This is a genomic window from Promicromonospora sp. MS192 (assembly GCF_049532985.1).
GTDB lineage: Bacteria > Actinomycetota > Actinomycetes > Actinomycetales > Cellulomonadaceae > Promicromonospora.
On record NZ_CP186693.1, the window covers coordinates 2,739,947 to 2,766,754 of the forward strand.

General features: G+C 73.9%; 21 protein-coding genes. 7 read left to right on the plus strand and 14 right to left on the minus strand.

Annotated elements, in window-relative coordinates; translation table 11 throughout:
- Window positions 1-22 precede the first annotated feature (22 nt).
- Entirely contained in the window at window positions 23-2,629 is a 2,607-nt protein-coding gene (locus tag ACO229_RS12355; protein WP_423465105.1) for a beta-glucosidase family protein, read from the minus strand.
- Between the two features lie 90 nt (window positions 2,630-2,719).
- Here ACO229_RS12355 and ACO229_RS12360 point away from each other — a divergent pair, with 90 nt between their 5' ends.
- Window positions 2,720-3,379, plus strand: a complete 660-nt coding sequence (locus ACO229_RS12360; RefSeq protein WP_397432419.1) for a TetR/AcrR family transcriptional regulator — start codon at window positions 2,720-2,722, stop codon at window positions 3,377-3,379.
- Window positions 3,380-3,427: 48 nt separating this feature from the next.
- Here the strand turns inward: ACO229_RS12360 and ACO229_RS12365 are convergent, their stop codons facing one another.
- From ACO229_RS12365 to mraZ, 4 genes are all read right to left on the minus strand, one after another.
- A complete protein-coding gene (locus ACO229_RS12365) occupies window positions 3,428-5,566 on the minus strand; it encodes a penicillin-binding transpeptidase domain-containing protein (RefSeq protein WP_423465106.1) in 2,139 nt (712 codons plus the stop codon).
- On the minus strand, window positions 5,563-5,991 hold the full coding sequence (locus ACO229_RS12370; protein WP_397432417.1) for a hypothetical protein: 429 nt from the start codon (window positions 5,989-5,991) through the stop codon (window positions 5,563-5,565). The genes ACO229_RS12365 and ACO229_RS12370 overlap by 4 nt, the downstream gene beginning before the upstream one ends.
- Window positions 5,988-7,034 (minus strand): 16S rRNA (cytosine(1402)-N(4))-methyltransferase RsmH, encoded by a 1,047-nt coding sequence (gene rsmH / locus ACO229_RS12375; protein WP_397432416.1) that lies wholly within the window; start codon window positions 7,032-7,034, stop codon window positions 5,988-5,990. The genes ACO229_RS12370 and rsmH overlap by 4 nt, the downstream gene beginning before the upstream one ends.
- Before the next feature lie 200 nt (window positions 7,035-7,234).
- A complete protein-coding gene (gene mraZ, locus ACO229_RS12380; RefSeq protein ID WP_142033846.1) occupies window positions 7,235-7,705 on the minus strand; it encodes a division/cell wall cluster transcriptional repressor MraZ in 471 nt (156 codons plus the stop codon).
- A gap of 402 nt (window positions 7,706-8,107) precedes the next feature.
- On the opposite strand from mraZ, the gene ACO229_RS12385 reads away from it, so the two are divergent.
- From ACO229_RS12385 to ACO229_RS12395, 3 genes are read left to right on the plus strand one after another with little or no spacing between them, the layout of a single operon-like run.
- Window positions 8,108-9,157, plus strand: a complete 1,050-nt coding sequence (locus ACO229_RS12385; protein ID WP_397412820.1) for an AAA family ATPase — start codon at window positions 8,108-8,110, stop codon at window positions 9,155-9,157.
- A gap of 19 nt (window positions 9,158-9,176) precedes the next feature.
- Window positions 9,177-10,502 (plus strand): DUF58 domain-containing protein, encoded by a 1,326-nt coding sequence (locus tag ACO229_RS12390; RefSeq protein WP_423465107.1) that lies wholly within the window; start codon window positions 9,177-9,179, stop codon window positions 10,500-10,502.
- Complete coding sequence (locus tag ACO229_RS12395) at window positions 10,499-12,790, plus strand: transglutaminaseTgpA domain-containing protein (RefSeq protein ID WP_423465108.1); 2,292 nt, start codon at window positions 10,499-10,501, stop codon at window positions 12,788-12,790. Before ACO229_RS12390 ends, ACO229_RS12395 begins: the two co-directional genes overlap by 4 nt.
- Window positions 12,791-13,004: 214 nt before the next feature.
- Here ACO229_RS12395 and ACO229_RS12400 read toward each other — a convergent pair whose 3' ends face one another.
- From ACO229_RS12400 to ACO229_RS12410, 3 genes are all read right to left on the minus strand, one after another.
- Window positions 13,005-13,433 (minus strand): DUF3040 domain-containing protein, encoded by a 429-nt coding sequence (locus ACO229_RS12400; protein WP_397412826.1) that lies wholly within the window; start codon window positions 13,431-13,433, stop codon window positions 13,005-13,007.
- Window positions 13,434-13,539: 106 nt separating this feature from the next.
- The gene (dinB, locus tag ACO229_RS12405) at window positions 13,540-14,781 is read right to left on the minus strand and encodes a DNA polymerase IV (protein WP_397412827.1); all 1,242 of its coding nucleotides are present in this window, start codon (window positions 14,779-14,781) and stop codon (window positions 13,540-13,542) included.
- 130 nt (window positions 14,782-14,911) lie between these two features.
- Window positions 14,912-15,379: an SAV_6107 family HEPN domain-containing protein gene (locus ACO229_RS12410; protein ID WP_397412828.1), complete on the minus strand. Its 468-nt coding sequence runs from the start codon at window positions 15,377-15,379 to the stop codon at window positions 14,912-14,914.
- Window positions 15,380-15,479: 100 nt separating this feature from the next.
- On the opposite strand from ACO229_RS12410, the gene ACO229_RS12415 reads away from it, so the two are divergent.
- Entirely contained in the window at window positions 15,480-16,406 is a 927-nt protein-coding gene (locus ACO229_RS12415; protein ID WP_423465109.1) for a spermidine synthase, read from the plus strand.
- Between the two features lie 137 nt (window positions 16,407-16,543).
- Here the strand turns inward: ACO229_RS12415 and ACO229_RS12420 are convergent, their stop codons facing one another.
- The 5 genes from ACO229_RS12420 to ACO229_RS12440 all read right to left on the minus strand — a co-directional run bounded on the left by ACO229_RS12420 (window position 16,544) and on the right by ACO229_RS12440 (window position 21,714).
- A complete protein-coding gene (locus ACO229_RS12420; RefSeq protein ID WP_020016705.1) occupies window positions 16,544-16,747 on the minus strand; it encodes a cold-shock protein in 204 nt (67 codons plus the stop codon).
- A gap of 357 nt (window positions 16,748-17,104) precedes the next feature.
- The gene (locus tag ACO229_RS12425; RefSeq protein WP_397412830.1) at window positions 17,105-18,034 is read right to left on the minus strand and encodes a proteasome assembly chaperone family protein; all 930 of its coding nucleotides are present in this window, start codon (window positions 18,032-18,034) and stop codon (window positions 17,105-17,107) included.
- A 135-nt stretch (window positions 18,035-18,169) separates the two neighbouring features.
- Entirely contained in the window at window positions 18,170-18,589 is a 420-nt protein-coding gene (locus ACO229_RS12430; RefSeq protein ID WP_397413054.1) for a response regulator, read from the minus strand.
- Window positions 18,590-18,685: 96 nt separating this feature from the next.
- Window positions 18,686-20,335 (minus strand): sensor histidine kinase, encoded by a 1,650-nt coding sequence (locus ACO229_RS12435; protein ID WP_397432410.1) that lies wholly within the window; start codon window positions 20,333-20,335, stop codon window positions 18,686-18,688.
- Window positions 20,332-21,714 carry a PP2C family protein-serine/threonine phosphatase gene (locus ACO229_RS12440; RefSeq protein WP_397412832.1) on the minus strand — a complete coding sequence of 461 codons (1,383 nt, stop codon included), beginning with the start codon at window positions 21,712-21,714 and terminating at the stop codon, window positions 20,332-20,334. The genes ACO229_RS12435 and ACO229_RS12440 overlap by 4 nt, the downstream gene beginning before the upstream one ends.
- Before the next feature lie 122 nt (window positions 21,715-21,836).
- On the opposite strand from ACO229_RS12440, the gene ACO229_RS12445 reads away from it, so the two are divergent.
- Window positions 21,837-24,119, plus strand: a complete 2,283-nt coding sequence (locus tag ACO229_RS12445; protein ID WP_423465110.1) for a HelD family protein — start codon at window positions 21,837-21,839, stop codon at window positions 24,117-24,119.
- A 109-nt stretch (window positions 24,120-24,228) separates the two neighbouring features.
- Entirely contained in the window at window positions 24,229-25,467 is a 1,239-nt protein-coding gene (serA, locus tag ACO229_RS12450; RefSeq protein WP_397412834.1) for a phosphoglycerate dehydrogenase, read from the plus strand.
- Window positions 25,468-25,554: 87 nt separating this feature from the next.
- On the opposite strand, the gene ACO229_RS12455 is transcribed toward serA, so the two are convergent.
- Window positions 25,555-26,754 (minus strand): sulfotransferase family protein, encoded by a 1,200-nt coding sequence (locus ACO229_RS12455; RefSeq protein ID WP_423465111.1) that lies wholly within the window; start codon window positions 26,752-26,754, stop codon window positions 25,555-25,557.
- Between the last annotated feature and the right edge of the window lie 54 nt (window positions 26,755-26,808).

A 26,808-nucleotide genomic window follows, 5' to 3' on the forward strand; every position in this document is an offset into this window, starting at 1 on the left:
CGGGACGGATGGGTGGTTGTCGTTACTGGGCTCCGGTTCCGGGGGCGTCCCCGGGCCGGACGGTCAGGTCGTTGGTCAGGCGCAGGTCGGCCACGGACCTGCCGGTGCGCAGCCGGTAGGTGCCCGGCGGCGTGGTCCAGCCCCGGGCCTGCGGGTCCCACACCTGCAGCGCGCGGGGCGAGACCGGGACGGGCACGGTGACGCTGCTCATGGCCGGGACGTCGGCGACCGCGAAGCCGCCGAGCCAGCGCACGGGGCGGCGGGGACCGCCGTCGGGCGCCTCGACGTACACCTGGACCACCTCGCGGCCCGCGCGCCGGCCCGTGTTCCGGACCGTCGCGTAGACGGTGAGGGTCGCGGGGGCGTCGTGGGCCTCGCCCCGGGCGAGCACGGCGTCCTCGTACTCCCAGGTGGTCCAGCCGAGGCCGTGCCCGAAGGGCGCGGCCGGGGCGGGGGCGTCCGGCCCGGCGTCCAGCCGGCGCTCCCAGGCCCGGTAGCCCACGTCGGTGCCCTCGGCGTACTCGACGACGCCGGCCACGGGCCGGGCGTGCGGCACGGGGACGTCCTCGTGGCAGGCGGGCAGCGTCCACGGCAGGCGGCCGGACGGCTCGGTGAGGCCGGTCAGGACGTCGGCGAGCGCGGTGCCGGCCTCCTGGCCCGGGAGCCAGCCCCACAGCACGGTGGGCACGTCGGCCAGCCACGGGAGCAGCACGGGCGCGCCCGCGTTGACCACCACGACGGTGCGCGGGTTGACGGCCGCCACGCGACGCACGAGCTCGTCCTGGTTCCCCGGCAGGTCCAGGTCGGGCCGGTCGTAGCCCTCGGACTCGACCTCGGCGGTGGTACCGACCAGCACGACGGCGACGTCGGCCGCCGCAGCGGCCTCGACGGCGGCGGCGAGGTCGTCCTCGGCCGAGGGGCCGGGCAGCCGGTGCACCAGCGCGGCGCGGACGAAGTGCCCGTAGCCCACGGCGTGCACCACCTGGAGGGTCGCGTCGAGGTCGGCGGCGCCGCTCACCGGCGCGAGCGCCGCGATCGGGTGGTTGTGCCCGGAGGAGAGCACGACGTCCTCGTCCACCCGGGTGGCGCCGGCCGCGACCTCGGCCCCGTCCACCAGCACCCGGTGGATGCCGACGGTGCCCACGCCGAGCTCGTGCCCGCCGGGCTCGTCGAGCCGCACGGTGGCGCGCAGGCGGACGGCGTCGGCGTCGGGCCGCACGTCCTGGAGCCAGCCGGTCCACGTCGTGGTGGTGTGCTCCGTCAGGACGCTGCCGTCGGCGGCCAGGAGCGTCACGCGCAGGCCGGGTTCGCCGGTGACCGGGTCCGTGCAGCGGTCGATGTCGAGCTCCGGCGGGTTGCGCAGGGCACGCGCGCCGGCCAGCAGCGTCACCTGCGAGCCGGGCGGCAGCGCGGCGCGCAGCTCGTCGGCGGGGTAGGTGAGCCGGTCGGGGCGCACGAACGAGGAGCCGCCGCCCTGGAAGAACGGCTCGACGGCCGCGGGGCCCAGCAGCGCGACGCGCAGCGGCCGGGCCGCGTCCTGCACCAGCGGCACCAGGCCGGCGTCGTCCTTGAGCACCACCACGGAGCGGGCCGCGAGCTCGCGCAGCAGCACCGCCGACGCCGCGGGCGCACCCTCCGGTGCACCGGGCCCCGGACCCTGCGCGGCGAGGCCCGCCCCCTGGGCGACGGCGGCCGCGATGGTCGCGTGCGGCGTGGCCCCCGGGTCGGGGAGCGTGAGCCGCCCCGTGCGCCGGGCCAGGCGCAGCAGGCGCAGCACCTTGTCGTCGAGCTCGGACTCGGCCACCTCGCCGGAGCGGACGGCGTCCAGCAGGCCGTCGCCCCAGGCGCCGTCGGGCCCGGGCATCTGCAGGTCCAGGCCGCCGCGCACCGCGGGCGCCACGGACTGCGTGGCCACCCAGTCGCTGACGAACAGGCCGTCGTAGCCCCACTCCTCCTTGAGGAGGTCGACCACGAGCGGGCGGTGCTCCAGGAGCGGCGCCGCGACGCCCTGCGTGTCGGCGCCGTTGTAGGCGCCCATCACCGACCACGGGTTGACGTCCCGCACGAGCCGCTCGAACGGTGCCAGGTAGACCTCGCGGAGGGTCCGCTCGTCGAGGCGCGCGAGGTAGCGGGTGCGCTCGGTCTCCGAGTCGTTGGCCACGTAGTGCTTGACGCACATGCCGACGCCGTGCGCCTGCGCGGCACCGACGAGGGCCACCGCGATCTCGGCCGTCAGGTGCGGGTCCTCGGAGTAGCACTCGAAGTGCCGGCCGCCCACGGGGGTGCGCTGCAGGTTGACCTGCGGGGCGAGCACGACGTCGACGCCGTGCCGGCGCGCCTCGGCGGCGAACAGCGCCCCCGCCCGCGCGGCCAGGCCGAGGTCCCACGTGGCCGCGAGCGCCGACGGCGCGGGAAACATCGCCGAGGTGCCGCCGTCCGGTCCGCGCACGCCCACGGGGCCGTCGGACATCACCACGGGCTCGAGCCCGAGGCGGGGCACCGCCGTCGTCGCCCACATGGACGCGCCCACGACGAGCGACACCTTCTCCTCGGCGGACAGCTCCTGGAGGAGGTCGAGCAGCTCGGGCTCGGGGGCGACGGCTTGCGCGGTTGCAGCCTGCGATGACACGTGCGACTCCGTTCGGCGGTGGACGGCTGCCCGCATTCAATCACACTTACTTACTGGTTAGTAAGCCCGTTCACCCCGTATCGTGAGGGCATGTCAGACGCGACGGAGCAGGCTGCCGGGCAGGCTGCGGCACAGGGCAAGCGACCGAACCGGGCCCACCGCCGCGAGGAGATCCTCGCCGCGGCCACGCGGGTGTTCGGCTCGAAGGGCTATCACCAGGGCTCCCTCGGCGACGTCGCCGCCCAGGTCGGGATCACCCACGCCGGCGTGCTGCACCACTTCGGCAGCAAGGACAAGCTGCTGTGGGCAGTGCTGGAGTACCGCGACCGCGTGGACGTGCAGCACCTGGAGGGCAAGCACATCCCCGGCGGCATGGACCTGTTCCGGCACCTGGTGACCACCGCGCGCCTGAACGCCGACCGGCGCGGCATCGTGCAGGCGTACGCGGTGCTCACCGGGGAGTCGGTGACCGACGGGCACCCCGCCTCCACCTGGGTCGCGGAGCGGTTCACGGTGCTGCGCGGCGAGATCGCGCAGGCCGTCCGCGCCGTGGCGGAGGAGCGCTCCGTGACCCTGCCCGAGGGCGAGCCCGAGCGCGCCGCCGCCGCGGTGATCGCCGTCATGGACGGCCTTCAGCTCCAGTGGCTGCTCGACCCGGAGGCCGTGGACCTCGCGTCCGCCACCGGCTTCGCCATCGAGTCGATCCTCACGGCCACGCTGGGCGGCCCCGTGCGGATCACGGGCGCCTGACCCGCGTCACCGCCCGGTCGTCACCACTCAGCCGTCACCGCCCGGTCGTCACCACTCGGTCTTGAGCCGCTTGCCCTGCGTGGTGCTCGGCGGCACGTCCATCTTCTGCAGCGTGAACCCCATGATGTCGCTGAACACCGGGGCCGCGACGTCACCGCCGAAGATCGAGCTGTGCGGGCTCTTGAGGAACACGGCGACCGTGTACCGCGGGTCGTCGGCCGGGGCCACGCCGATGAACGACGCCATGTAGGTCCAGCCGTTCCCCGCGGGCATCTGGGCCGTACCCGTCTTGCCCGCGACGCGGTACCCCGGCACGGCCGCGTTCACGCCCGTACCGCCCTCCTCCGTGACGGTCTCCATCATCTGCAGGAGCGTGTCGGCGGTCTCCTCGGAGATCACCCGCTCCCCCGGCGCGCGCTCGGCCGGCGTCGTGGTGCCGTCGGGGCTGGTCGACCCCTCGAAGAGCGTCGGCGTCATCCGCACGCCGCCGTTGGCCACCGTCGAGAACACGCTGGTGGCCTGCATCGCGTTCACGGACAGGCCCTGGCCGAACAGCACGGTGTACTGGGTGCGGCCGTCCCAGTCCGCGACGTCGTCGGGCGGCATGAGGCCCACCGACTCGCCCGGCAGGCCCAGGCCGGTCGGCTGCCCGAAGCCGAACTTCTCCAGGTAGTCCTGCCGCTCCTGCAGCGGGATCTTCTCACCGACCTGCACGGTGCCGGTGTTCGACGACTGCGCCAGCACGCCCGTGAGCGTGAGCCGCTGCGTGGGGTGCTGGTGCGAGTCGTGGAAGGTCTGGCCGTTCGGCGTCGTGAAGCTGTACGGCACCACGAACTGGCTGTCGGGCGTCCAGTGGCCCGCCTCCAGCGCCGCCGCCATGGTGATCACCTTGCCGGTGGAGCCCGGGTCGAAGACGTCCTTCACGGCGCGCGAGCCCTGGGCGACCGCGGCCGTCGAGCGGTCGTTCGGGTTCACGGAGCCCGAGTCGGCGAGCGCGACGAGCTCGCCCGTGCGCACGTCCTGCACGATCGCGATGCCGTACTCCGCGCCCGTGGCGCGCTGCGCCTCGTCGACGGCGTCCTGCGCCTTCCACTGGATGTCGTGCACCAGGGAGAGCTGGACGTCGTCGCCCGGCACCGCCGGGACCGACTCCTGGCCCGCCGTCGGGATGCGCAGGCCGTCGAGGCTGCGCTCGTACGTGTCCGATCCGGCGGTGCCGGCCAGGAGGTCGTCGTACGCCGCCTCGATACCGCCCTGACCGACCTGCTCGTCGTTCACGAAACCCACGAGCGACCCCGCCACCGTGCCCGACGGGTAGGTGCGCCGGGAGGTCAGGTCGGTCCGCACGTAGGCCCTGATCCCCAGGTCGGCGATCGCGCGCTGCACCTCGGGCACCACGTTCTTGGCCAGCACCTCGTACCGGGACTCGCCCACCAGCCGGGCCGCGAGCTCGTTCTTGGGCACGTCGAGGATCGGCGCCAGGAGCTGGGCGATGCCCAGGGCGCCGTCCTCCACCTCCTTGCCGTCCACGGTCGGGCGGCCGGAACCGCGGAAGTCCTTGATCGCCTTGGGGTCGCCGATCACCGTGTACCGGTCCACCGACGTCGCGAGCACGACACCGTTCGCGTCCGTGATGTCGCCACGGTGGGCAGGCGTGACGGCCGTCGCCGTCCGGCGCTGCTCGGCGTCCGCCGCGAGGCTCGGCCCCTCGATGATCTGCACGTGGACCAGCCGCACCAGGAACACGAGCACCACCACCGCGGCGATGCCCACCAGCCAGCGTTGCCGCAGCTCCGGTCGCCCCGGGCTCGGCGGCAGCGGGCGGGCCACCCGGGAGCGGGCGGGGCGGGTCTGGGTGGCGGGCGCCTTGGTGGTCGGCCTGGTGCCGCCGGGCGCCTGAAAGCCCAGCCGTGTGCTGGTCGCACGGGGCTGGGCCTTGCGGGGCTCGGGCTTGCGGGGCTCGGGCTTGCGTTGCTGAGTCGTGCGTGGCTGAGTCGTGCGTGGCTGGTTCTTGGCCGGCTTGCGCGGCGACGCCGCGCCCTGGCGGGGCGCGCCCTGCCCGCGCGGCTGCGCGGTCCGCGGCTGACCCGCACGCTGCTGCCCGGCACGCGGCTGCGCGGAACGGGAGCCGGCAGCGCGCCCCGTCGGGGTGCGCTGCCGGCCCGGGTCCGACGTCGGCCGCGTCACTGGTTCGCGCCCTTCACCACCTTGCCGGTACGGATACTGACCATGGTGGGGTTCTCGGCCGGGACCATCCCCAGGCTGCGGGCCTTGTCCGGCAGGCCGGTCTCGGCGGCCCGCAGGTCCTCCTGGAGGCCCTGCACGTCCTGGGCGGTCTGCGCGACGTCGCTCTGGAGCTGCGCCATCTCGTACGAACCCCGCGCGAGAGTGGTGTTCAGCACGAGCACCGCCACCAGCGACACGATCATCAGGGTGGCGCACAGCACGAAGAACGGCACGCGGCTCTTGGCGTGCAACGGGGCCCGGACGATGTCCAGGCGGCGGCCGCGCTGCGCGGCACCCCCGGAGATCGCGGTCAACGGGGCCCGGCGGGTGCGGGGCTGCTCGACGGGACGGGCGGCGCGGGCCGTCGCAGCGTTCACGGCGCTCATCGGCGGTCCTCCTTCGCGGTGTGGTGCTGGGTGGTGCGGTCCATCAGGTGCTCGGGCGTGGGGCGCAGGCGCCGTGCGGCGCGCAGGCGCACGGAGGCGGAGCGCGGGTTGCGCTCCAGCTCCTGCGCGTCGGCCTCCTCCGCGCCCCGGGTGAGCGCCTCGAGATAGGGCTTGTGCGTCTCGGGTTCGACGGGCAGCCCTGACGGTGCGGACGACGTGGTGCCCCGCGCGATGGCGCGCTTGACGATCCTGTCCTCCAGCGACTGGTACGACTCGACGACGATCCGGCCGTCCACGGCGAGCGCCTCGATCGCGGCGGGCACGGCGCGTTCCAGCACCTCGAGCTCGCCGTTCACCTCGATCCGCAGCGCCTGGAAGGTGCGCTTGGCCGGGTGACCGCCGGTCTTGCGGGTCGCAGCCGGGATCGTGGCCCGCAGCAGGTCCACGAGCTCGCCGCTGCGGTCCCACTCCCGCTCGGCCCGGCGTCGGACGACGGCCCGGGCGATCTTGCCCGCGAACCGCTCCTCGCCGTACTCGCGCAGGATCCGTGCCAGGTCGCGCTCGTCGTAGGTGTTGAGCACGTCCGCCGCCGTCAGGCCCCGGGTGGGGTCCATGCGCATGTCGAGCGGGGCGTCCTGGGCGTAGGCGAAGCCGCGTTCGGTCTCGTCGAGCTGCAACGAGGACACCCCGAGGTCCATGAGCACGCCCTGGACGGCGCCGCCGGCGTGCTCGTCGACCACCTCGGTGATCTCGTCGTACACCGCGTGCACCGGCGTGAACCGGTCGCCGAACCGGGCCAGCCGGGCACCCGCGAGCGCGAGGGCCTGCGGGTCGCGGTCGATGCCGATGACGCGCGCGGTCGGGACCTGGTCGAGCACGGCCTCCGTGTGGCCGCCCATACCGAGCGTGCAGTCCACGAGGACCGAGCCGGGCTCGGTGAGCGCGGGGGCGAGCAGGTCGACGCAGCGCTGGAGCAGCACCGGGAGGTGACGGTCGGCGGCATCGCCGCCGACGGGTCCGGGACGGTCGTCGGTCGCGTTCATCGGTGCCTCCTCTCCTGCTCTGCCCTGCTGCGTGGCGTCCTGCCGTACGTCCTGTCCTGCGGCCGCCGGGTCCGGCCGGGCCGTCCGGCCGGGTCTCCCTCCGCACGGTTCCGGCGGCGGGGAAGTGCGCCGGATCCTGCGGGAGGAGGCCTGGCCGTACGGCCGTCCGCCTCGCCCTGCACGCCTGTCTGGAAGCCTGTCTAGAAGCTCAGCCCGGGGAAGATCTCCTCGGCCTGGTCGATGTAGTCGGGTTCGGTCTGCTCCTGGTAGGTGGCCCAGGCCTGCGCGTCCCACACCTCCACGCGGGTGCCGACCCCGATCACGACCACCTCGCGGTCCAGGCCGGCGTACTCGCGCAGGTGTGTCGGGATGGAGACCCGGCCCTGCTTGTCCGGTACTTCGTCGCTCGCTCCCGCCAGGAAGTTTCGCGTGTAGTCCCGTGCAGCCTTGCTCGTCACCGGCGCCTGCCGGATCTGGGTGTAGATCTGCTGGAACTCGTCCATCGGGAGAAGAAAGAGGCACCGCTCCTGCCCTTTGGTCATGACCAGACCGCTGGACAGACGCCCCCGGAACTTGGCGGGAAGGATCAGTCGGCCCTTCTCGTCCAGCTTCGGGGTGTACGTCCCGAGGAGCAGACCCAGACCCGCGAAACCTTCGGCCATCGCAGTCATGGGCCAGCACCTCCTTTCGCTCCCGCATGCTCCACGCTACTCCACTTTCCACCACCACACTCGGAAAAACCGTGGGGAGAACTACCCACCAGCCCTCAATGCGCAGGTCAAAGAGGTAAAGAGCAAGTGGAGGGAATTGATGTCCGGCGTGGCGTGGAATGTCGGAGTCCCCCGGTCGGGAGCCGCACTCCCCCGGGCCTCCCCGGCCCTGGCAGCGGCACTGCGGCACCGGGCCAAAAGCCGTTCCAGGAACTGTGAAGACCGCGTGACGCAGACAACAGAGTGCTTTACATCTCTACTACGCTGGACCAGCCGGGCGAACGTCAGCCGCCCGCGTCCCCAGACAGCGCGCTCGCGCGCCAGACACGGCCTGACTACCCGGCCCGATGGAGGTCTCTCCCTGTGCACACGGAACCCGCCACGCCCGGCCTCGCGGAACCACAGTTCGGCGGCGGGCCAGGCACCCAGGCAGCGCCCGGACCGGGCGCGCTGGACGAGCTGGTCGAAACCATGGCCCGCGTCCGCGGAGCCGTCGAGTCGGTCGTGACGGGCCGGCCCGGGCTGGCCGACATCACGCTCGCCGTCCTCCTGGCCGAGGGCCACCTCCTCGTCGAGGACGTCCCCGGCGTCGGCAAGACCACGCTCGCCAAGGCGATCGCCCGCAGCATCGACTGCCACGTGGGCCGCATCCAGTTCACGCCCGACCTGCTCCCCAGCGACCTCACGGGCGTCAACATCTTCCGCACCGGCAGCCACGAGTTCGAGTTCCGGCCCGGCCCGGTGTTCAGCAACATCGTCATCGGCGACGAGATCAACCGCGCCTCGCCCAAGACCCAGTCGGCCCTGCTGGAGTGCATGGAGGAGGGCCAGACCACCGTCGACGGCACCACCCACCAGCTCCCCCGGCCGTTCCTCGTGGTCGCCACGCAGAACCCGGTCGAGATGGAGGGCACCTACCCCCTGCCCGAGGCGCAGCGCGACCGCTTCATGGCCCGCATCACCGTCGGCTACCCCGACCCCGCGGCCGAGATCCTGATGCTCGACCGCCAGGAGGCCACCACGCCGCTGGCGCACCTCCAGGCCGTCACCGACGGCCAGTCGATGGTGCGCTTCGCGCAGCTCGTGCGGTCCCTGTACGCGTCGCCGTCGGTCAAGCGCTACGTGGTGGGCCTGGTCGGCGCGACACGTGAGCACCCCGGCCTGCGCCTGGGCGCCTCACCGCGCGCCTCGCTCCAGCTCCTGCGGGCGGCGAAGGCGATCGCCGCGATGGCCGGCCGCGACCACGTGCTGCCCGACGACGTCCAGCGCCTCGCCCGCCCCGTGCTGGCCCACCGCCTCATCCTCACCACCGAGGCCCGGCTCGGCGGGGTGACGCCGGAGTCCGTCGTGGACGAGATCGTGCAGCGCACCCCGGTCCCGGCCCTCGAGCCTGCCGACCGGCGTCAGTTCTGAGCGGCCGGGCGGCGATCGCATGACCTCTCGCACGGCGTGGCGCGACACGCTCGTCCGGATCAGCCGGGTCCGGCTGACTCCCCGCGGCATCGGGGCCACCGCCCTGGGCGCCGGCCTGGTCCCCCTCGGGCTGGTGCTCGCCCTGCCCGACCTCGTCGGGCTGGGGGCGGCGGCGCTGCTCGCCGTCGGGGTGGCCGGGGTGGCCATCGGTACCCAGCGGCTGGAGTCCGGGCGCGGCGCGCTGCGCGTGACCCGCGTCGTGACCCCCAACCCCGTGGTCCGGGACCGGACGGCGGACGTCAGCCTGCTGGTCGCCGCCCACCAGGCCAGCGGCGCCGCGTACGAGCGCCTGTCCCGGCTGCGGCTCTCCGAGCAGGCGGCGCACGAGCTCGCCGGGCACCAGGGCATCCGTGCCCGGGTCTCGGCGCGGGCCGACCGCATCTCGGTGCACTACTCGCTCACCCCGACGCGGCGCGGACGCTGGTCGCTCGGCCCGCTCCTGACCACCCGCACGGACGTCTTCGGACTGGTCCGCGCCACCCAGCCCCTGGGCAGCGCCACCCACGTCCCGGTGTGGCCGCGCACCGTCGAGCTGGCCGTGCGCACCCGCTCGGTGGGCGACGTCGACCACTCGGCCACGGGCGCGCGCCTGCAGTCGACGGACGACTCCGTGCTGCGCGAGTACGTCGCCGGCGACGACCCGCGCCGCGTGCACTGGGCGAGCGCCGCCCGGCGGGGTCAGCTCATGGTCCGGGCCGACGAGAGCGCCGGCGTGCGGCCGGTCACCGTCCTGCTCGACCGTTCGCTGCTGCCCCACTGGCAGGAGGCCGGCGGGTCGCGCCGCGCCGTCGCCACCGACGACGGCGAGTGGGCCGTGGAGCTCGCGGCCTCGATCGCCACGTCCTTCCTCGACGCCGGGCACCCAACCCGCCTGGTCACGACGTCCGTGGCCCCGACGCTGGAGAGCGCGCGGTTCGCGAGCACCCGGGCGAGCCGGGCGGCCCTGCTGGACACCTGCGTCGACATCCGCGGGCACCGCGGCAGTGCCGAGGGCCACCACGCGACCGGCACCACCGCCCGGGCACTCCGGCTGGCGCGTACCGCCGGGGAGATCGTCATCGCGGTGCTCGGCCCGCACGACCCCGAGGCCCGGCACAGCCTCGCCGCCCTCGGCGCCGAGGGCACCTGCTGGGCGCTCCTGGTGGAGCCCCGGGGAGCGGGGTTCCAGCACGAGCTGGACGAGACCTCCGCCGAGCTGCGCACCTCGGGCTGGCACGTCAGCACCACCCAGTCCCGCACCGACCCGGAGCGTGCCTGGGCCCTGCTCGCGGAGCGTGCCCTGTGATCCCGGCCCACCGCGGACCCCTGGTCCGTACCGTCGCCTCCACGGTGCTCGTCGCGATCGCCGTCATCGCGTCCATGCACGCGCTGACCCTCGTCATCGACCCCGGGCCGTGGCTCACCGTCGGCACGACCGGCGTCGTCCTCGTGTCGGCGACCAGCGCCCTCGTGCGGTACTTCCTGATCCGCAACGCCGTGGACCGCGCGGCCGTCCGCCGCGCCGCCGGCCAGGGGCCGAGCGCCGACCGGGCCGCCGACCGCGCGTCGGGCAGCGCCTCGTTCGTCGCGACGGCGGCGGGCGCCGTCGTCGCCTTCTGGTTCCTCCTGGCCCGCTACGGCGGGCCGGGCCAGCGGTTCGAGCCGTTCGTGGGCCCCGACGCCCTGGACCGGGTCCTCGAACGGTTCCGCCAGGCCACCGAGACGATGAGCACGCAGGTCGCACCGGTCGGCCCGGACGAGGCCATCAGCATGGTCGCCGTGGGCGGCACGCTCCTGGTGCTGCTCGTGGTCGACTCGCTCGCCGGTGCCCGGATGCCGGGCTTCGCCGGCATCCCGCTGCTGCTCCTGTGGACGCCGCCCCTCACGCTCATCGGCGAGGTGCCGTGGGGCGTCTTCGCGGTCAGCGTCACCGCGATGCTCCTGCTCCTGACGGTCGACCCGACGGGCGTCACGCCGGGCCGGCACGCCGGCTCCGACTCGGCGGCCGTGCGGCGCGCGCAGCGATTCCGGTCGTGGATCACGGCGGCGACCGCCGCGGCGGTCGCCGCCGCGTCGCTCGGCGTCGCGACGGGCACGGCCGCCCTGCCCGCCCTGGCGGGCTCCTGGAGCCAGCTCATCTCCACGCCGTCCGACACGGTCGAGCTGTCCTCCGAGCTCGACATGCGCCAGCCCCTGAGCGCACGCTCCGACAGCACCGTCCTGCGGTACACGGCGCCCGAGGACACCTCGGTCGGCCCCCTGCGGGTCATGACGCTCACGGCGTTCGACGGCGTGCAGACCCACCGGAACGCGCCGACGGGCGGCCTGGCGGAGTTCGACCGGTCGACCCTGCTCGCCCCGCCCGGCGAGGGTGCGAGCGGTGAGAGCCGTCGGATCGCCATCGAGATCGGGCAGCTCACCGGCGTCGAGCTGCCGCTGCCGCTCGAACCCCGGTCGGTCGACGCCGACGGCGACTGGGCCTACGACGCGATCCGCGACGAGGTGCGGGGCTCCGAGGGCACCCAGCCCGGCTCCGCCTACCGCGTCGACATCGTCGACCGGCAGCTCACCCCGGACCTGCTGCGGTCCGTCCCGACGTCCGGGGACCCGCGCTCCGCGGGCTACACGGAGGTGCCGGACACCGAGCACCGCGCGGACATCGCCCGGTACGCGGAGCAGATCGCCGGCGACGCGCCCACCCGCTTCGACGCCGTGGTCGCACTGCAGAACCACCTGCGCTCGGGGGCGGGCTTCGTCTACGACCCGGACGCCGACTACCGGGGATCGTCCGACACCGTCTGGGACTTCCTGCAGGACAAGGAGGGCTACTGCACGCAGTACGCCCTGTCGATGATGATCATGGCGCGCACGCTCGACATCCCGGCGCGGATCGGTGTCGGCTGGCTGCCCGGGCGGCCCGACGGCCAGGGCGGGTACCGGGTCACCGGCCAGGACTCGCACGCCTGGCCGGAGATCTACTTCCCGTCCGTGGGCTGGGTGCGCTTCGAGCCGACGCCGCAGGTGCAGACCGGCCCGCTGCCCGCGTACGCGAACCCGGACGCCGGCAGCCTGCCCAGCACCGCACCGTCGGCCAGCCGGGCCCCCGAGGTGCCGTCGCAGCAGCCGACTCAGGCTCCCGAGGAGTCGGACCCCGCCGCCACGGCCGGCACCTCGACGGGCGACGCCGTGTCCGACCGGACGCTGCCCGGCTGGACCTGGGTGGTGGCCGGTGTGCTCGCCCTCGGCGTGCTCGGCGGCGCCGCGTGGCTGCTGCTGCGCCGGCGCACCGAGCCGGAGGTGCTCGACCCGGAGCTCGCCTGGTCCCGCGTCCTGGCCCTGCTCGCCGAGCAGGACGTACGGCTCGGCCCGTCCGTCACCCTGCGCCAGGCACCGGCGTCCATCGCGGACGAGGTGCGCGCGCGCACGGGCACCCCTCTGCCCGACGACGTCACCGAGCGGCTCACCGCCCTGGCCGACGCCGCCGAGCAGGAGCGCTACGCCCGGCACTCCACCCCGCCGACCGCGGCGGAGCTGGAGGAGCTGACCACGGCCCTCACGGCGGCCCTGGCGGCCGTGCTCACGCCGGCCCGCTGACGGTCCTCGGGGGCGTCTCCGGGCCGGGGGCGCCCATGGCCCCGGGGCTCCCCTGGACCGGGGCGCCCTGGAGGCGCACCGCCGGGACGGGAGCACGGGCACACGACAGGAGCCGGGCCCCTCGGGGCCCGGCTCCTGTGGTGTCTCCACGACGCCGGTCGTACCGTCGCGGATCGTGTACCGGCAGTCCCACGGGACCGCCGGCGACGGCCGCCTAGCGGCCGCCCTCGTTGCGCCGGTTCTCCCAGCGCTCCTCCAGACGGGCGAGGAAGCCGCCGGAACGCCCGCCCCCGCCCTGCCGCTTACGGGGCCGACCGGCCCTCCCCGGTGGCGGCTGGACCGTGCCGTCTTCGCCGACGACACCGACCGGGCCCTCCTGCGGCTTCTTGCGCGGTCCGAGGAACGCGAAGACCACACCCGCGAACATCAGCACGAAGCCGATGGCCCCGAGCCAGGTCCGCGACGTCGCCGCACCGACGACCAGAAGGAGCAGGCCGACGACGACGCCGGCCCCGGACAGCACATAACGCAGCGCGTTACCGCGGCCCGTGGACTGGAGCGTGTTCGCCAGCCGCGGGTCGTCTGACGTCAGAGCACGCTCCATCTGCTCCAGCACCCGCTGCTCGTACTCGGACAGAGGCATCGAGACCCCCGGATCTCGCAAAGGAACAGTGTCCCTTCCAGGATAGGACGACCCGGCCGTCGTTGGTAGTCGACATCCCGGGCATACCAGCGACTATAGGGGCAGATCAGTATCGATGCGTGCTGTTCTTGTGATGTACACCCAGGTCAATCGCCGTTCGCCCGAACTTCTCCCGCACCGCGTCGAGCGCGACCTCCGCGTCACGCTGTGCTCCGGAGCGCGGATCGACCGCTTCCTCCAGCGTCGGCTGGCGCGCGGAACCGTCACGCCGCAACAAGTTCTCGCCCCGGACGCCCACGAGCCGGACCGGAAGCCCACCCAGGTCCACCCCGGCGACGAGCTCGCGCGCGACGAGGTAGATCTCCCGGGCGACGTCCGTGGGACCGTCCAGCGTTCGCGATCGGCTGAACGTCGCGAAGTCGCTGGACCGGACCTTCACCGACACCGTGCGCGCCAGCACGCCCTGGTGGCGCAGCCGGGCCGCGACCCTGTCGGACAGCTCCAGCACGCGCCGGCTGACCGCCGCGGCGTCGTCCTGGTCCGTGCCGAACGTCGTCTCGGCGCCGATGCTGTGCTCGCGCTGCTCGGGCACCACGGGACGCGGGTCCCGGCCCCACGCGAGGTCGTACAGGTGCGCCCCGCTGACCCGCCCCACGGCGGCCTGCAAGCTCGGCAGGTCGGTGTGCGCGAGCTCCCGCACCGTGGTGACGCCCCAGGCCGCCAGGGCCTTCTCCGTCTTCTCCCCCACGCCCCACAGGGCACCGACCGGCAGCGTGTGCAGGAAGTCGACGGTGGCCTCCGCGGGCACGAGCATCAGACCGTCGGGCTTGGCGTGCGTCGAGGCCAGCTTCGCCACGAACTTGTTCCGCGCGATGCCGACCGAGGCCGTGACGCCGTGCTCGGCCTGGATCCGGCGGCGCAGCTCGGCCCCGATCACCGTGGGCGCACCCAGCCGCCGCCGGGCGCCGCTGACATCCAGGAAGGCCTCGTCCACGCTGATCTGCTCGACCAGGGGCGTGACCTCCTGGAGCATCCCCATGACCGACCTCGACACGTCGCGGTACAGGGCGTGGTCGGGCTGCACGATCGTGGCCTGCGGGCACAGCAGGCGCGCCCTGGTCATCGGCATCGCGGAGCGCACGCCGAACGCCCGCGCCTCGTACGTCGCGGCCAGGACCACGCCCCGCTCCTGCCCGCCGACGATGACCGGCAGGCCCCGCAGCTCGGGCCGCCGCGCCAGCTCGCAGGACGCGAAGAACGCATCCATGTCCAGGTGCAGCACCGAACAGCCGGACTCGTCCGACCCCCAGTCGCGTCTCGCCGCCGCCGAACGCGGCCCCTTGCTCACCGACGTGCTCCGTCCTTGCCGTCATCCGGCGCTCGGTTCCTGGTACCCCTTGCCGAGCACCCACTGCTGAACGTACTCACTGCCGCACGTCCCGGCACGGGACAGCCCCGGCGCCAGGACGCGGCGCGCGTCACGACGCCTCGGGCACCAGGGTCAGGCGCTGCGTCGAGAACCCCGCGTCCGGGTCCACGAGCATCGCCACCTCGTCCCGGAAGTCCTCCGCGCACGCGAGCAGCTCGTCGGCGCGCGCAGGCGCCACCCGTTCGGGCCGGCCGGCGTCGACCGCAGCGCGCAGGGGCGCCCCGGACGCGAAATACCCGGACCACGCCGCGAGCTCCGGCTCGGCGTGCGCGAGCATGTCCCAGACCGTGCGGGCGCCGGAACGCGCCGACGGGCGGCCACGCAGCGCGACCACCGCGGCGGCCGAGCGGATCGCAGAGAGGTGCGCGTGCACGAACCGGTCCCCCGGGTCGGTCGAGCGCGCGGCCTCGGCCAGCTCCGCGTCCGCCTTGCGCAGCAGCGCGCTGACCCCCGGCGGGACCGCACGCGGCGCGAGCATCCGCGCGGAGACCACGTTGCGCGCGCCCTGAGAGTGCATGGTGCCCATCTCGAACCTCCGATCGAACCCCTTGAACGACACTATCGAACATACGTTCTATCCTGTCAAGCGACCCGCCGGCCCGGGAGACACTGTCCTCATGGCCCGCCGCTCCACCCGACGCCGCCCATCCTCCTCCGCACCACTGACACTCCCCGGCGAGCTGCCCGACGGGGAGGTGCCGATCAGCACCGGCACGGCCGAGGTGGTGCGCGACCCGGACTTCCCTCAGCGCGTGACGCTGCACGTCAACGGCGTGCCGAGCTCCAGCCTCGACCTCGCCGACCCCGGTTTTCTCGACTTCGAGTACATGCAGCAGATGGCCGCCTTCGTGGCGCTCCTGCCGCCCGGACCGCTCCGCGTGCTGCACCTCGGGGCGGCCGGGAGCGCCTTCGCCCGGCACGTGGAGCACGAGCGACCTGGTTCCCGCCAGCTCGGCGTCGACCTCGACGCCCGCCTCCTGGAGCTCGTCCGCGAGTGGTTCGCGCTGCCCCGCTCGCCCCTGCTGCGGCTGCGCGCCGAGGACGCCGGGGTCGCCCTCGCCTCGGCGCACGACGCGTCCTACGACGTGGTGGTCCGGGACGTCTTCGCGGACGACCGCACACCCGCGCACCTCGTGGGCACGGGCTTCGCCGCGCAGGCGCACCGGGTGCTCCGGCCGGGCGGGATGCTGCTCCTCAACTGCGCGGACCGGCCGCCGCTGACCACCGCCCGGCGCGAGGTGGCGAGCCTCGCCGCGGCCTTCGGCCCCGGTGCCGCGGCGCAGGGCCGGCTCGCCGCCGTCGCCGAGCCCGCGATCCTCAAGGGCCGCCGGTACGGCAACCTGGTCCTCGCGGCCGTCCGCGCGATACCCGAGGACACCGCCCGCGACGACTCGCAGGACGGCCCGGCCACCCCGGACCTGCACGACCCCCGGCTGGCGCGCGCGCTGCGCTCCCTGGCCGTCCCGGCGACCCTCCTGGCGGGCGAGGACGCCGCTGCCTTCGCGGGCACCGCGGCACCCCTGGACACGCCTGCCACCGGCTGAGCGGCCGGTGCGCACACGGACGGCCCGCACGGGCGCACCAGCCGAACAGCCACCGTCGGGCGGTCGTCCGGACGTGCAGCCCGGACGTGAAGAAGGGCCGTGCCCCACGCGGAGCACGGCCCTTCTCGTCAGCTACCTCAGAGCGGAACGACAGCTTCCGCCTGCGGACCCTTGGGGCCCTGCGTGATCTCGAACTCGACCCGCTGGGCCTCCTCGAGCGACCGGTAACCGTTGGACTGGATCGCGGAGTAGTGCACGAAGACGTCGGCGCCGCCGCCGTCCTGGGCGATGAACCCGTACCCCTTCTCCGCGTTGAACCACTTCACAGAACCCTGCGCCATGCTGTCCTTCGACCTTCCGTCCGGGATCCGACGGCGGGCCCGTTGCCCGCCCCCGCGCCGCAATGCTTTCCCGACTTGCTCACGACACGGCGGACGTGGCCTTGGTACGTCACTGCAACGTGCGCCAGTGTGGCACGGACCACTCAAATGTGCCACGGAACACGCACATTTCTGCCGCAGCTATGACACACCGGTCCGCCCCAGACGCCCGGTCCCGCGGGCTCAGCCCCCGCTTCCGGCGGCTCGGCCTGCGGTTGCGCTGCAGGCTCAGTCCCTACTGTCTGGCGCCTGAGCCTGCGGTTCCGCTCCGGGCGCGTGCCTCGTCCCTCGGCCCGCACCCTGCGCTGCGCCTCCGGCTCAGTCGCCGTTCTGCTGAGCGAGGAATCGCTCGAACTCGGCCCCCAGCTCGTCCGCGCTGGGGATGGGCGTCGTCTCGGCGAGCAGGCTCGGACGGCCCACCGACCGGGCGAACGCGTCGTACTGCTCCTCCAGCGCCTTCACCACGGCCGCGACCTCGGCCGACTCGGCGACCTGCTTCTCGACCTCGATCTTCGCGTCGGTCGCGGCTTCCTCCAGCGCCGGGATCGCCAGGTCGAGGCCTGTGGCCCGCTCCGTGTGCTGGAGCGCGACCACCGTCGCCGGCGGGTACTGCGACTGCGCGAGGTAGTGCGGTACGTGGACCGTGAAGCCCAGCGCATCGCGGCCGGCCTCCCCCAGCCGGTACTCCAGCAGCGCGGCCAGCGAGCCCGGCACCTTCACGCTGCCGAACCACGACGTGTAGTCGGCCACCAGCGCGGGGCGCGTGGCGTGCGCGGTCAGCGACAGCGGGCGGGTGTGCGGCAGCCCCATGGGGATGCCCTGGATGCCCACCACGAGGCTCACGCCGAACCGCTCGACGAGCTGGATCACCGCCGCGACGACGCGCTCCCACTGCAGGTCGGGCTCCGCACCGTGCAGCAGCAGGAAGCCCGTGCCCTCGGCGTCGGTCAGGTGGTCGATCGCCAGGTAGGGCGCCTGGTAGTCCGCCCAGCGGTCGGAGTCGAAGATCATGGTCGCTCGCTTGGAGCGGTAGTCGAGCAGCTGGTCGACGTCGAACGTCACCAGGCGCTCGACACGGAACTCGTCGATGAGGTGCTCGACGGCGATGTCGCCCGCGCTGCCCGCGTCCACGAACCCGCGGACGGCGTGCAGGAGGACTGGCCCGTCGGTGCTGCCGGGCACGCTGCGACCCAGCGTGCGCCCGACCGCTGCCTCGTCGACGTCGTAGATGCCCTGGGGGTCAAGCACGTGCGCTCCCTCGCTCGTCGGAGTGTTCGGCGGACACCAGGTACGGCCGGTTCAGGTACGACCAGGTGCCCGTCTACGTCCAACGCCGGGAGCGTCCGCTCTCTTCCCGTTACGCCCTCGGCGTCGCGGGGAACCTTATCGGCCGGGCAGCCGCACGACGGAGACGAAGAAGTCGTCGATCTGCCGGACCGCGGCGATGAACTGCTCGAAGTCGACGGGCTTGGTCACGTACGCGTTGGCGTGCAGCGAGTACGAGCCCACCACGTCCTCCTGCGCGTCCGACGTGGTCAGCACCACCACGGGGATGTGCCGCAGCATCGGGTCGCCCTTCGCGACCGCGAGCACCTCCATGCCGTCCATCTTCGGCAGGTTGAGGTCGAGCAGCACCAGGTCCGGCGTCGGGGCCTGGGCGTACGGTCCTTGCTTGCGGAGGAACTCGAGCGCGCTCACGCCGTCGCCGACCACCGAGACGTTGTTCGGGACGCGGTGGTCCTCGAACGCTTCCCGGGTCATGAGGACGTCGCCCGGATCATCCTCCACGAGGAGGATCTCCATCACCTTGTTGCCGCTCACGCACGTACCTGTCTTCTTCTGTCTCGGCAGCGCCGGGCACCGTCGTCGCGGCCCGCCGTCGGCCCTGATCAGGCCGTCTCAGCCGAGCGTAGTCGACTGCGCGCGTTCGGTCGAAAGGCGCCCCGGGCCGGGCTGGCCCTGCCGGCGGGCCAGCGTGAACCGCACGATGGTGCCGCCGCCGGCCGCCGGCTCGATCCAGATGCGGCCCTTGTGGTACTCCACGATCCGCTTCACGAGCGACAGGCCGATGCCGCTGCCCGCGTACTGCTCGCGCGAGTGCAGCCGCTGGAAGATCACGAACACCTTCTCCGCGTGCTGCGCGTCGATGCCGATGCCGTTGTCCACCACCGAGATCTCCCAGTGCGCGCGCATGCTGCGCACCTCGATCCGCACGACGGGCGGGCGCTGCGGGTCGCGGAACTTCAGCGAGTTGCCGACCAGGTTCACGAAGAGCTGCTGGAGCAGGGCCCGCTCGCCGTGCACCTCCGGCATCGGGTCGTGGTCGATCTCGGCACCCGTCTCCGCGATCCGGTCGGAGAGCTCGGCCAGCGCGGCCACCAGCACGCCCTCCAGGTCCACGTCCTCGCGCGGCACGCCGGTGCGGCCCACCCGGGAGAAGCTCAGCAGGTCCTTGATGAGCCCCTGCATGCGCTTGGCGCCGTCGACGGCGAACTCGATGTACTGGTCGGCGCGCTCGTCGAGCGCGCCGCCGTACCGCTTCTGCAGGAGCTGCGTGAAGCTCGCCACCTTGCGCAGCGGCTCCTGCAGGTCGTGCGAGGCCACGTACGCGAACTGCTCCAGGTCGCGGTTGGACCGCTCCAGCTCGCGCGTCTTCTCGCTGAGCAGGGTGTGCGCGTTCTCGACCTCCTGGTGCGAGAGCCGGATCTCCTCCACCTGGTGCACCAGGTCGCGGCGCATGGTCTCCACGTGCATGGCCAGCAGGGCCACCTCGCCCGTGCCGGCGGGCCGGATCTCGCGCCGGATGCCGCCGCTGCTCACCACGCGCACGGCCGCCGTGAGCTCGGTCAGCGGCCGGATCACCCAGCCCTCCAGGGCGAGCCACATCATCGTGCCCATGAGCACCACGACGAGCACGAGGGTCGCCACCGCGCCCAGCAGCAGGTGCTCCCAGACCGCCCGGGTCGCCACGATCTCGTCGCGCTGCGCGCCCAGCTCGGCCAGGTAGTGGACGAGGGCGGTCCGGGCGCTCTCGTAGAGCGCCTCGCCCTCGGCCGACGGCGGCGCCGTGCCGATCAGCTCCATCCGGCAGTCCACCTGCCCGGCCGGCGCCGCGGCGACGGCCGCGACCACCGGCTCGGCGTACTGCGTGAACCACTGGTCCGTGCGGCGCGCGGCCTCCTCGTAGGCGCGGATCACCTCGGCGTCGCCCGCCAGCTCGCGCCGCTCGACGTCGGCCAGGAGCATGATGCGGCCGCTCGCGCCGACCGCCCGGGTCCACGGTTCGAGCGCGGCGTCGTCGCAGGTGGCCCGGTAGGCGCGCAGCGACGCGTCGGCGTCCGCCAGCGCGAGCGACGCGCGCTCGCCGTCGACCAGGGCCCGGTAGTAGGGGCCGTCCGCGCGGGCGTCCAGGCCGCGGGACTGGACCAGGGCGAGCACGGCCACCGCGAGCGCGATCATGAGCATGGCCGCCACCGCCCCCAGGAGCCGGGCGAGCCGGCGGCGCATGGACACACCGGTGAACCGGTGTTCGTCGGGCACCAGGGTCATGCGCGCGACCACTCCACCGAGTCGGCGAGCGTCGAGGTGCGCTCGCCGGGCTCCGTGGCGCCCGCGCCGGCCCAGCCGACGAAGAGCAGCGCCGCGTCGTCGACGAGCGGGCCGCCGTGCAGCTCGCGCACCCGGCGCAGTACGCGGGTCACGACCTCGTCCGTGCCCTTGTCCATCTCCCGCTCCACGACGGAGCGCAGCCCGTGCGCCCCCAGGCGCGGCATCCGCCCCTGCGCGCTGGGCGGGAGCACCGGGGTGCCCTTCGGGTCGGCGCCGACCGCCGCCTCGACGAGGCCGTCCGTGTACAGCACCGCCGTCCACACCTCGGGCAGCTCGACGGTGTGCGGCACCCAGCCGCCGTCCACGGGGATGCCCAGGGCGCGGCCGCGCTGGGCCGCCGGCAGCTCCTCGCACCGGTGGGAGACGAGCACGGCCGCGCCGTCGGCCACCCGGGGCACCACGAGCAGGGGCGGCGGGTGCCCGGCGAGGTAGACGTCCATGCGCCGGCGGTCCGGCGAGATCACCATCTGGCAGATGGTCACGAACACCTCGGGCCGGCCGCGCTCCGCCAGCAGCACCCGCTCCAGCAGCGGCAGCACGTCGGGGGGCGCGGTGTCCGCGAGCACGAGGGTGCGCCACGCGGTCCGCATCGCGGCGCCGAGCGCCGCCTCGTCCGGGCCGTGGCCGGCGACGTCGCCGATCACCGTCACGAGCGTGCCGTCCGGGCGCTCGACCGTGTCGAAGAAGTCGCCCCCGAGCAGGCCGTTGCCGCCGGGCAGGTAGCCCACCATGACGGAGACCCGCTCGTCGGTGACCAGCTCCTTGGGCAGCAGCGCGCGCTCCAGCCGCGTGGTCTCCGCCGCGCGCACCTCGCTGCGGAACAGTGCGATCTGCTGCGCGGCCGACCGGCGCCGCAGCGTCGCGTACCGCAGGCAGCGGGCCAGCGCGTCGCCGTCGACGTCGGCCTTGACCAGGTAGTCGTCGGCGCCGTTGGCGACCGCCGCCGCGCCCAGGTCGTGCGCGGTGTTGCCCGTCAGCACCACGACGGCAGGCTGCTCCGGCAGCACCTCGATGCCCTCGATGACGCGGCGGAGGGCATCCAGCCCGTCGCCGTCGGGCAGGCCCAGGTCGAGCAGCAGGCAGTCCACCGCGACCATGGACAGGATGTTCAGGGCCTCGTCGATCGAGCGGGCGCGGTGCAGGTCCGCGCGCAGGTCGGCCTCGACGTCGGCGTCGGCCAGCAGCTCGGCCACGAGGAACGCGTCCGCGTCGTCGTCCTCCACCAGGAGGACGGAGATGGGGCCGTCGATCCGGGACAGGCGCGCCGGGGAGGCGGAGCCCCTCGTGGGCCCCGCAGATCCCACCCCGCCCAGTGCCATGGCGGCGATCCTATCCAGCGAGATGACGCCGTGTCAGCGCGGGCCGCCGAGCGGTGCGCGATAATGGTTGGCCGGTTGATCGCGACCGACGCATTTTCGCTGGTGAGGCACGGAGGTAGGGCGTGACGGGAATCGCGGGCGAGCTCGCCCACGAGCAAGAGGTCGTCGACACGATGTACGCCCGGCTGGACACCCTGCGCGGCACCACCGCCGACCGTCTGCGGGACGTCCGGCTGGCCGGTGCGGTCGGCACGCACCAGAACCGCAGCGAGCGCGACGCCTTCGCCACGCTCTACGAGGACCGCGCGGCCCAGCTCGACGCCGTCGAGGACCGCCTGGTGTTCGGGCGCCTCGACCTCGTGGAGGGGTCCGAGGACGGCACGGTGACCCGGTACGTGGGGCGCATCGGCCTGACCGACGCCGAGCACCGCTCGATGCTGACCGACTGGCGCGCGCCGGCCGCGGAGGCGTTCTACCGGGCCACCGCGCTGCACCCGGGCGACGTGCGCCGGCGACGGCACCTGGTGACCAAGGGCCGGTCGGTGACGGGCCTGGAGGACGAGGTGCTGGACCTCGACGCCGAGATCGACGCCGACGCGCTGTCCGGCGAGGGCGCCCTGCTGGCGGCCATGGCCCAGGGCCGAACGGGCCGCATGACGGACATCGTCGCGACCATCCAGGCGGAGCAGGACCGCATCATCCGGTCCGACCTGACCGGCGCCCTGGTGGTGCAGGGCGGGCCGGGCACCGGCAAGACGGCGGTGGCGCTGCACCGCGCCGCCTACCTCCTGTACGCCCACCGGCGCCTGCTGGAGCGGTCGGGCGTGCTGGTGGTGGGCCCGTCCAGCGCGTTCCTACGCTACATCGACCAGGTGCTGCCGTCGCTGGGCGAGACCGGCGTGGTGTCCACGACGATCGGCGACCTGATCCCCGGCATCCGGGCGACCGCCGTCGACGAGGGGCAGGTGGCCCGGCTCAAGGGCCTGCTCCTGTGGCGCAAGGTGATCCGGCGGGCGGTGCGCGCCCGCGAGCGCGTGCCGCAGCAGGAGGTCGCCGTCCGGGTCGAGGGGCACGACTTCGTGATCCGGCCCCGCGACGTCAGCGACGCCATCGCCAAGGCGCGCCGCACGCACAAGCCGCACAACCTGGCGCGCGCCACGTTCGTGCGCGACATGCTGGAGCGCCTGGCCGACCAGTACCGCGACTTCTCGGGCGACCCGATCGCCGGCGAGGACCGGGCGGCCGTGCTGGAGGACCTGCGCTCGGACCGCGCCGTCCGCGTGGCGCTGAACATCGCCTGGCTGCCGATCTCGCCGGAGAAGCTGGTCACCGACCTGTACGCCAAGCCGCACCGGCTGGCCGAGGCCGCGCCCGAGCTGACCGCCCGCGAGCGGCGCCTGCTGCTGCGCGAGCCGGGCGCGCCGTGGACCGAGTCCGACGTGCCGATCCTCGACGAGGCGTACGAGCTGCTGGGCGAGGACGACTCCGTGGCGCGGGCGGAGGCCCGCGCGCGGGACGCCGCCGACGAGCAGGCCCGCCAGTACGCGCAGCAGTCCCTGGACGCCACCCGGTCCATGCTCGGGGACTACGCGGGCCTGGTGGACGCCGAGACGCTCGCGGCCCGGTTCGCGGCGGGCGGGCCGTCGCTCACGACGGCCGAGCGCGCCGCCGCGGACCGCAGCTGGACGTACGGGCACGTGGTGGTCGACGAGGCCCAGGAGCTCTCCCCCATGGCCTGGCGCGCGCTGGTGCGCCGGGTGCCGACCCGGTCGATGACCGTCGTGGGCGACGTGGCGCAGACCTCGTCCGCCGCGGGCGCGCGGAGCTGGGACCGGATGCTCACGCCGCTGCTGCGCGACGGGTGGCGGCTGGCCGAGCTCACCGTGTCCTACCGCACGCCGGCGACCGTCGCCGACACCGCACAGCGGGTGGCGCGCGCCGCGAGCCTGCCCGTCTCCGACCTGCGCGCGGCGCGCGACGTCGAGGGTTCGCTCACGACCGTCCGCACGCCCGCGGGCCCCGGCGCGCTGCCGGACGACGACGCGGTGGTCGCCGAGGCCGTCCGCCTCGCCAAGGAGTTCGTGGGGCCCGACGCCGGCCGCGTCGCCGTCGTCGTGCCGTCGGACGGCGCGGCACGGCTGGCGGCGGCGCTGACCGAGGCGCTGCCCGCCGTCGTCGGCGCGCAGGAGGCGGCCCGGCTGGCCGCGCAGCGGCCGGAGGACGCCCAGGTCACGGTGCTGACGCCGCGCGAGACGAAGGGCCTGGAGTTCGACGCCGTGGTGCTGGTGGAGCCCGCGGCGATCGCGGAGGGCCCGGGCGGGACGAGCGACCTCTACGTGGCGATGACGCGGCCCACCCAGCGCCTGGTCGTGGTGCACTCCCGGGCGCTGCCCGAGGGGTTCTGACGGCGGCGGGTGGGCGACCGCCCGCCCGCCGCCCCGTCCTCGTCCCAGCAGGCGGGACGTCGGCGGGGTCCGCTTGGTGCATCCGGCCCCCCTGGCGCACCATGGGTCCGTGCAGCGAGCCCTCCTCCTCGAGAACGTCCACCCGACCTCCGTGCCGATCCTCGAGTCGGCCGGTTACGAGGTCGACTACCGCAAGGGAGCCCTGGACGAGGACGAGCTGATCTCCGCGCTCGACGGCGTCCAGCTCCTCGGCATCCGGTCCAAGACCGAGGTGACCGCGCGGGTGCTGACGGAGGCGACCGACCTCGTCGGTGTGGGCGCCTTCAGCATCGGCACCAACCAGATCAACCTCACGGCGGCCGCCAACCGCGGCGTCGCCGTGTTCAACGCGCCGTTCTCCAACACCCGGTCGGTGGTGGAGCTGGCGATCGCCGAGATCATCTCGCTGACGCGCCGCATGACGGAGCGCGACCGCGCGCTGCACGACGGTGTCTGGGACAAGTCCGCCGAGGGTTCGCACGAGGTGCGCGGCCGCACCCTGGGCATCGTCGGCTACGGCAACATCGGCTCGCAGCTCTCCGTGCTCGCCGAGAACCTCGGCATGTCGGTGATCTTCTACGACACGGCGGAGAAGCTGGCGCTCGGCAACGCGCGCCGCGCCGAGACGCTCGACGAGCTCCTGGAGGCCGCCGACGTCGTGACGCTGCACGTGGACGGGCGGTCCGGCAACGCGGGGCTGTTCGGTGCCAAGCAGTTCGCGCGCATGAAGCAGGGCGCGATCTTCCTCAACCTGTGCCGCGGGTTCGTGGTGGACGTCGACTCGCTGGCCGAGCACATCACCTCCGGGCACCTGTCCGGCGCCGCGGTGGACGTCTTCCCGACCGAGCCCAAGAAGCGCGGCGACTCGTTCGAGTCGGTGCTGCGCGGGCTGCCGAACGTGATCCTCACGCCGCACGTGGGCGGTTCCACCGAGGAGGCGCAGGAGGCGATCGGGCAGTTCGTCGCCAAGAAGCTCAGCGACTACGTGACCACCGGCTCGACGATGCTCAGCGTCAACCTGCCCAACCTCCAGCTCGAGCACACGGGCGTGGGCCGCATCAAGCTGCTGCACCGCAACGTGCCGGGCGTGCTGGCCACGGTGAACCAGATCTTCGCCGACCACGGCGCGAACATCGAGGGCCAGATGCTCGCCACGCGCGGCGACATCGGCTACGTGGTCACCGACATCTCGGACGTGACCGAGCGCGGCGCCTCCAAGAAGCTCCAGGCCCTGGACACGACCATCCGCCTGCGCATCCGCGACGCGTTCGACCGGCCGGAGTTCCCGCCGGGCCCGGCGGCCCGCTGATCCAACCCACCCTGCCTGCCCGTCGAGTGCGGGATGTTCGCCCTTCTGGCACACGAAGAAGGGCGAGCATCCCGCACTCGACGAGGTTCAGGAGCGAGACGCGGTCGGGAGGTCGTACGCCGCGAACGCCTCGGCCACCTGCGACTCGGTCAGGCCGTAGCGGTCCAGCGTGTACGCGTGCGGGCGGTGGCCCGTCCGGTCGGTCGCGGCGGCGAGGTTGGCGGCGTCGGCCGGCGTCCACGTCAGGTCCAGCCGGTCGAACACCCCGCGCAGCACGGCCTCGGGCCGGGCCACCAGGTCGTCGTACACGACGTCGATCACCGCGTCCGCCGGGAGCTGCTCGCGCAGCGCCAGCGCCCGTTCCACGCCGCCGGCGGAGATGTCCAGCCACTCCTGGCCGATGCGCTCCAGGTCGATGCGGCCGGGCTTGACGTACATCGTGTGGGTCGCCTCGGCCATCGAGCACCCGGAGGCGACGGCCGCACCGGGCGCACGGTGGGTCCACACGAACCGCGCGTCCGGGAAGGCCCGGAGGATCTCGGGCATGCGCCACAGGTTCATCGGGTGCTTGAGCACCCACCGGTCCGGCGCCTCGCCGGCAGCGATGACCTGCAGGGCGTCCCGCAGGAACCGGTAGTCCTCGGTGAGGTCGGCCTGCGCCACCCACTCCAGGTACCGGGGCGCGGGACCCCACGTCGCGTACATCTCGGTGTGCGCGCGCAGCATGAAGTCCTCCTCCTCGCTCTCGGCGACCAGGGGGTGCAGGTGCGCCCAGGCGGGACTGACCTTGCCGACGGTCGCGAACCGCTTGCGGGTCTTCTCGATCACCTTCGCGCGCTCGGCCTCGGGCAGCGGGAGGCCCAGGTTGGTCATCTCCCACAGCTTCGGGCCCCGGTTGCCGGGGTGCCGGGCGATCAGGTTGTACGTGAGCGTGGTGCCGGTGCGTGGCAGGCCCACGACGAACACGGGCGCCGTCACCGGCTCCTGGAGCACCTCGGGGCGCTGCGCCTGGGCGTCGCGGACCACCGCACGGTTGCGGAGCCGGTCCCGGATCTGGTCCTGGGTGCTCATCCAGCCGAGGCCGCTGAGGTCGGGGTTGGCCGCGTGGTCGGCCAGCAGCAGGCGCAGGCCGTCGACGGCCGCGAGGTCGGCCTCGGTCAGCGGGACGCGTCCGCGCTGCACCTCGGCCAGGATGCCGTCGAAGACGGCGTCGGGGTCCTTGCGGGTGCGCATCCCGGGGGTGAGCAGCAGGTTGAGCAGTCTGAGCAGGGGTGTGGCCTGGGGCATGGCGCTCATCCTGCCCATACCGCCCGGTGCCGACAAGCCGCCAGGAGGGTCATT

Coding starts and splice junctions, on each gene's coding strand:
- ACO229_RS12360 (WP_397432419.1), top strand. CDS start 2,720: ATGTCAGACGCGACGGAGCAGGCTGCCGGGCAGGCTGCGGCACAGGGC.
- ACO229_RS12370 (WP_397432417.1), bottom strand. CDS start 5,991: ATGAGCGCCGTGAACGCTGCGACGGCCCGCGCCGCCCGTCCCGTCGAG.
- rsmH (WP_397432416.1), bottom strand. CDS start 7,034: ATGAACGCGACCGACGACCGTCCCGGACCCGTCGGCGGCGATGCCGCC.
- mraZ (WP_142033846.1), bottom strand. CDS start 7,705: ATGACTGCGATGGCCGAAGGTTTCGCGGGTCTGGGTCTGCTCCTCGGG.
- ACO229_RS12390 (WP_423465107.1), top strand. CDS start 9,177: ATGACCTCTCGCACGGCGTGGCGCGACACGCTCGTCCGGATCAGCCGG.
- ACO229_RS12400 (WP_397412826.1), bottom strand. CDS start 13,433: ATGCCTCTGTCCGAGTACGAGCAGCGGGTGCTGGAGCAGATGGAGCGT.
- ACO229_RS12410 (WP_397412828.1), bottom strand. CDS start 15,379: ATGCACTCTCAGGGCGCGCGCAACGTGGTCTCCGCGCGGATGCTCGCG.
- ACO229_RS12415 (WP_423465109.1), top strand. CDS start 15,480: ATGGCCCGCCGCTCCACCCGACGCCGCCCATCCTCCTCCGCACCACTG.
- ACO229_RS12420 (WP_020016705.1), bottom strand. CDS start 16,747: ATGGCGCAGGGTTCTGTGAAGTGGTTCAACGCGGAGAAGGGGTACGGG.
- ACO229_RS12430 (WP_397413054.1), bottom strand. CDS start 18,589: ATGGAGATCCTCCTCGTGGAGGATGATCCGGGCGACGTCCTCATGACC.
- ACO229_RS12435 (WP_397432410.1), bottom strand. CDS start 20,335: ATGACCCTGGTGCCCGACGAACACCGGTTCACCGGTGTGTCCATGCGC.
- ACO229_RS12440 (WP_397412832.1), bottom strand. CDS start 21,714: ATGGCACTGGGCGGGGTGGGATCTGCGGGGCCCACGAGGGGCTCCGCC.
- ACO229_RS12455 (WP_423465111.1), bottom strand. CDS start 26,754: ATGCCCCAGGCCACACCCCTGCTCAGACTGCTCAACCTGCTGCTCACC.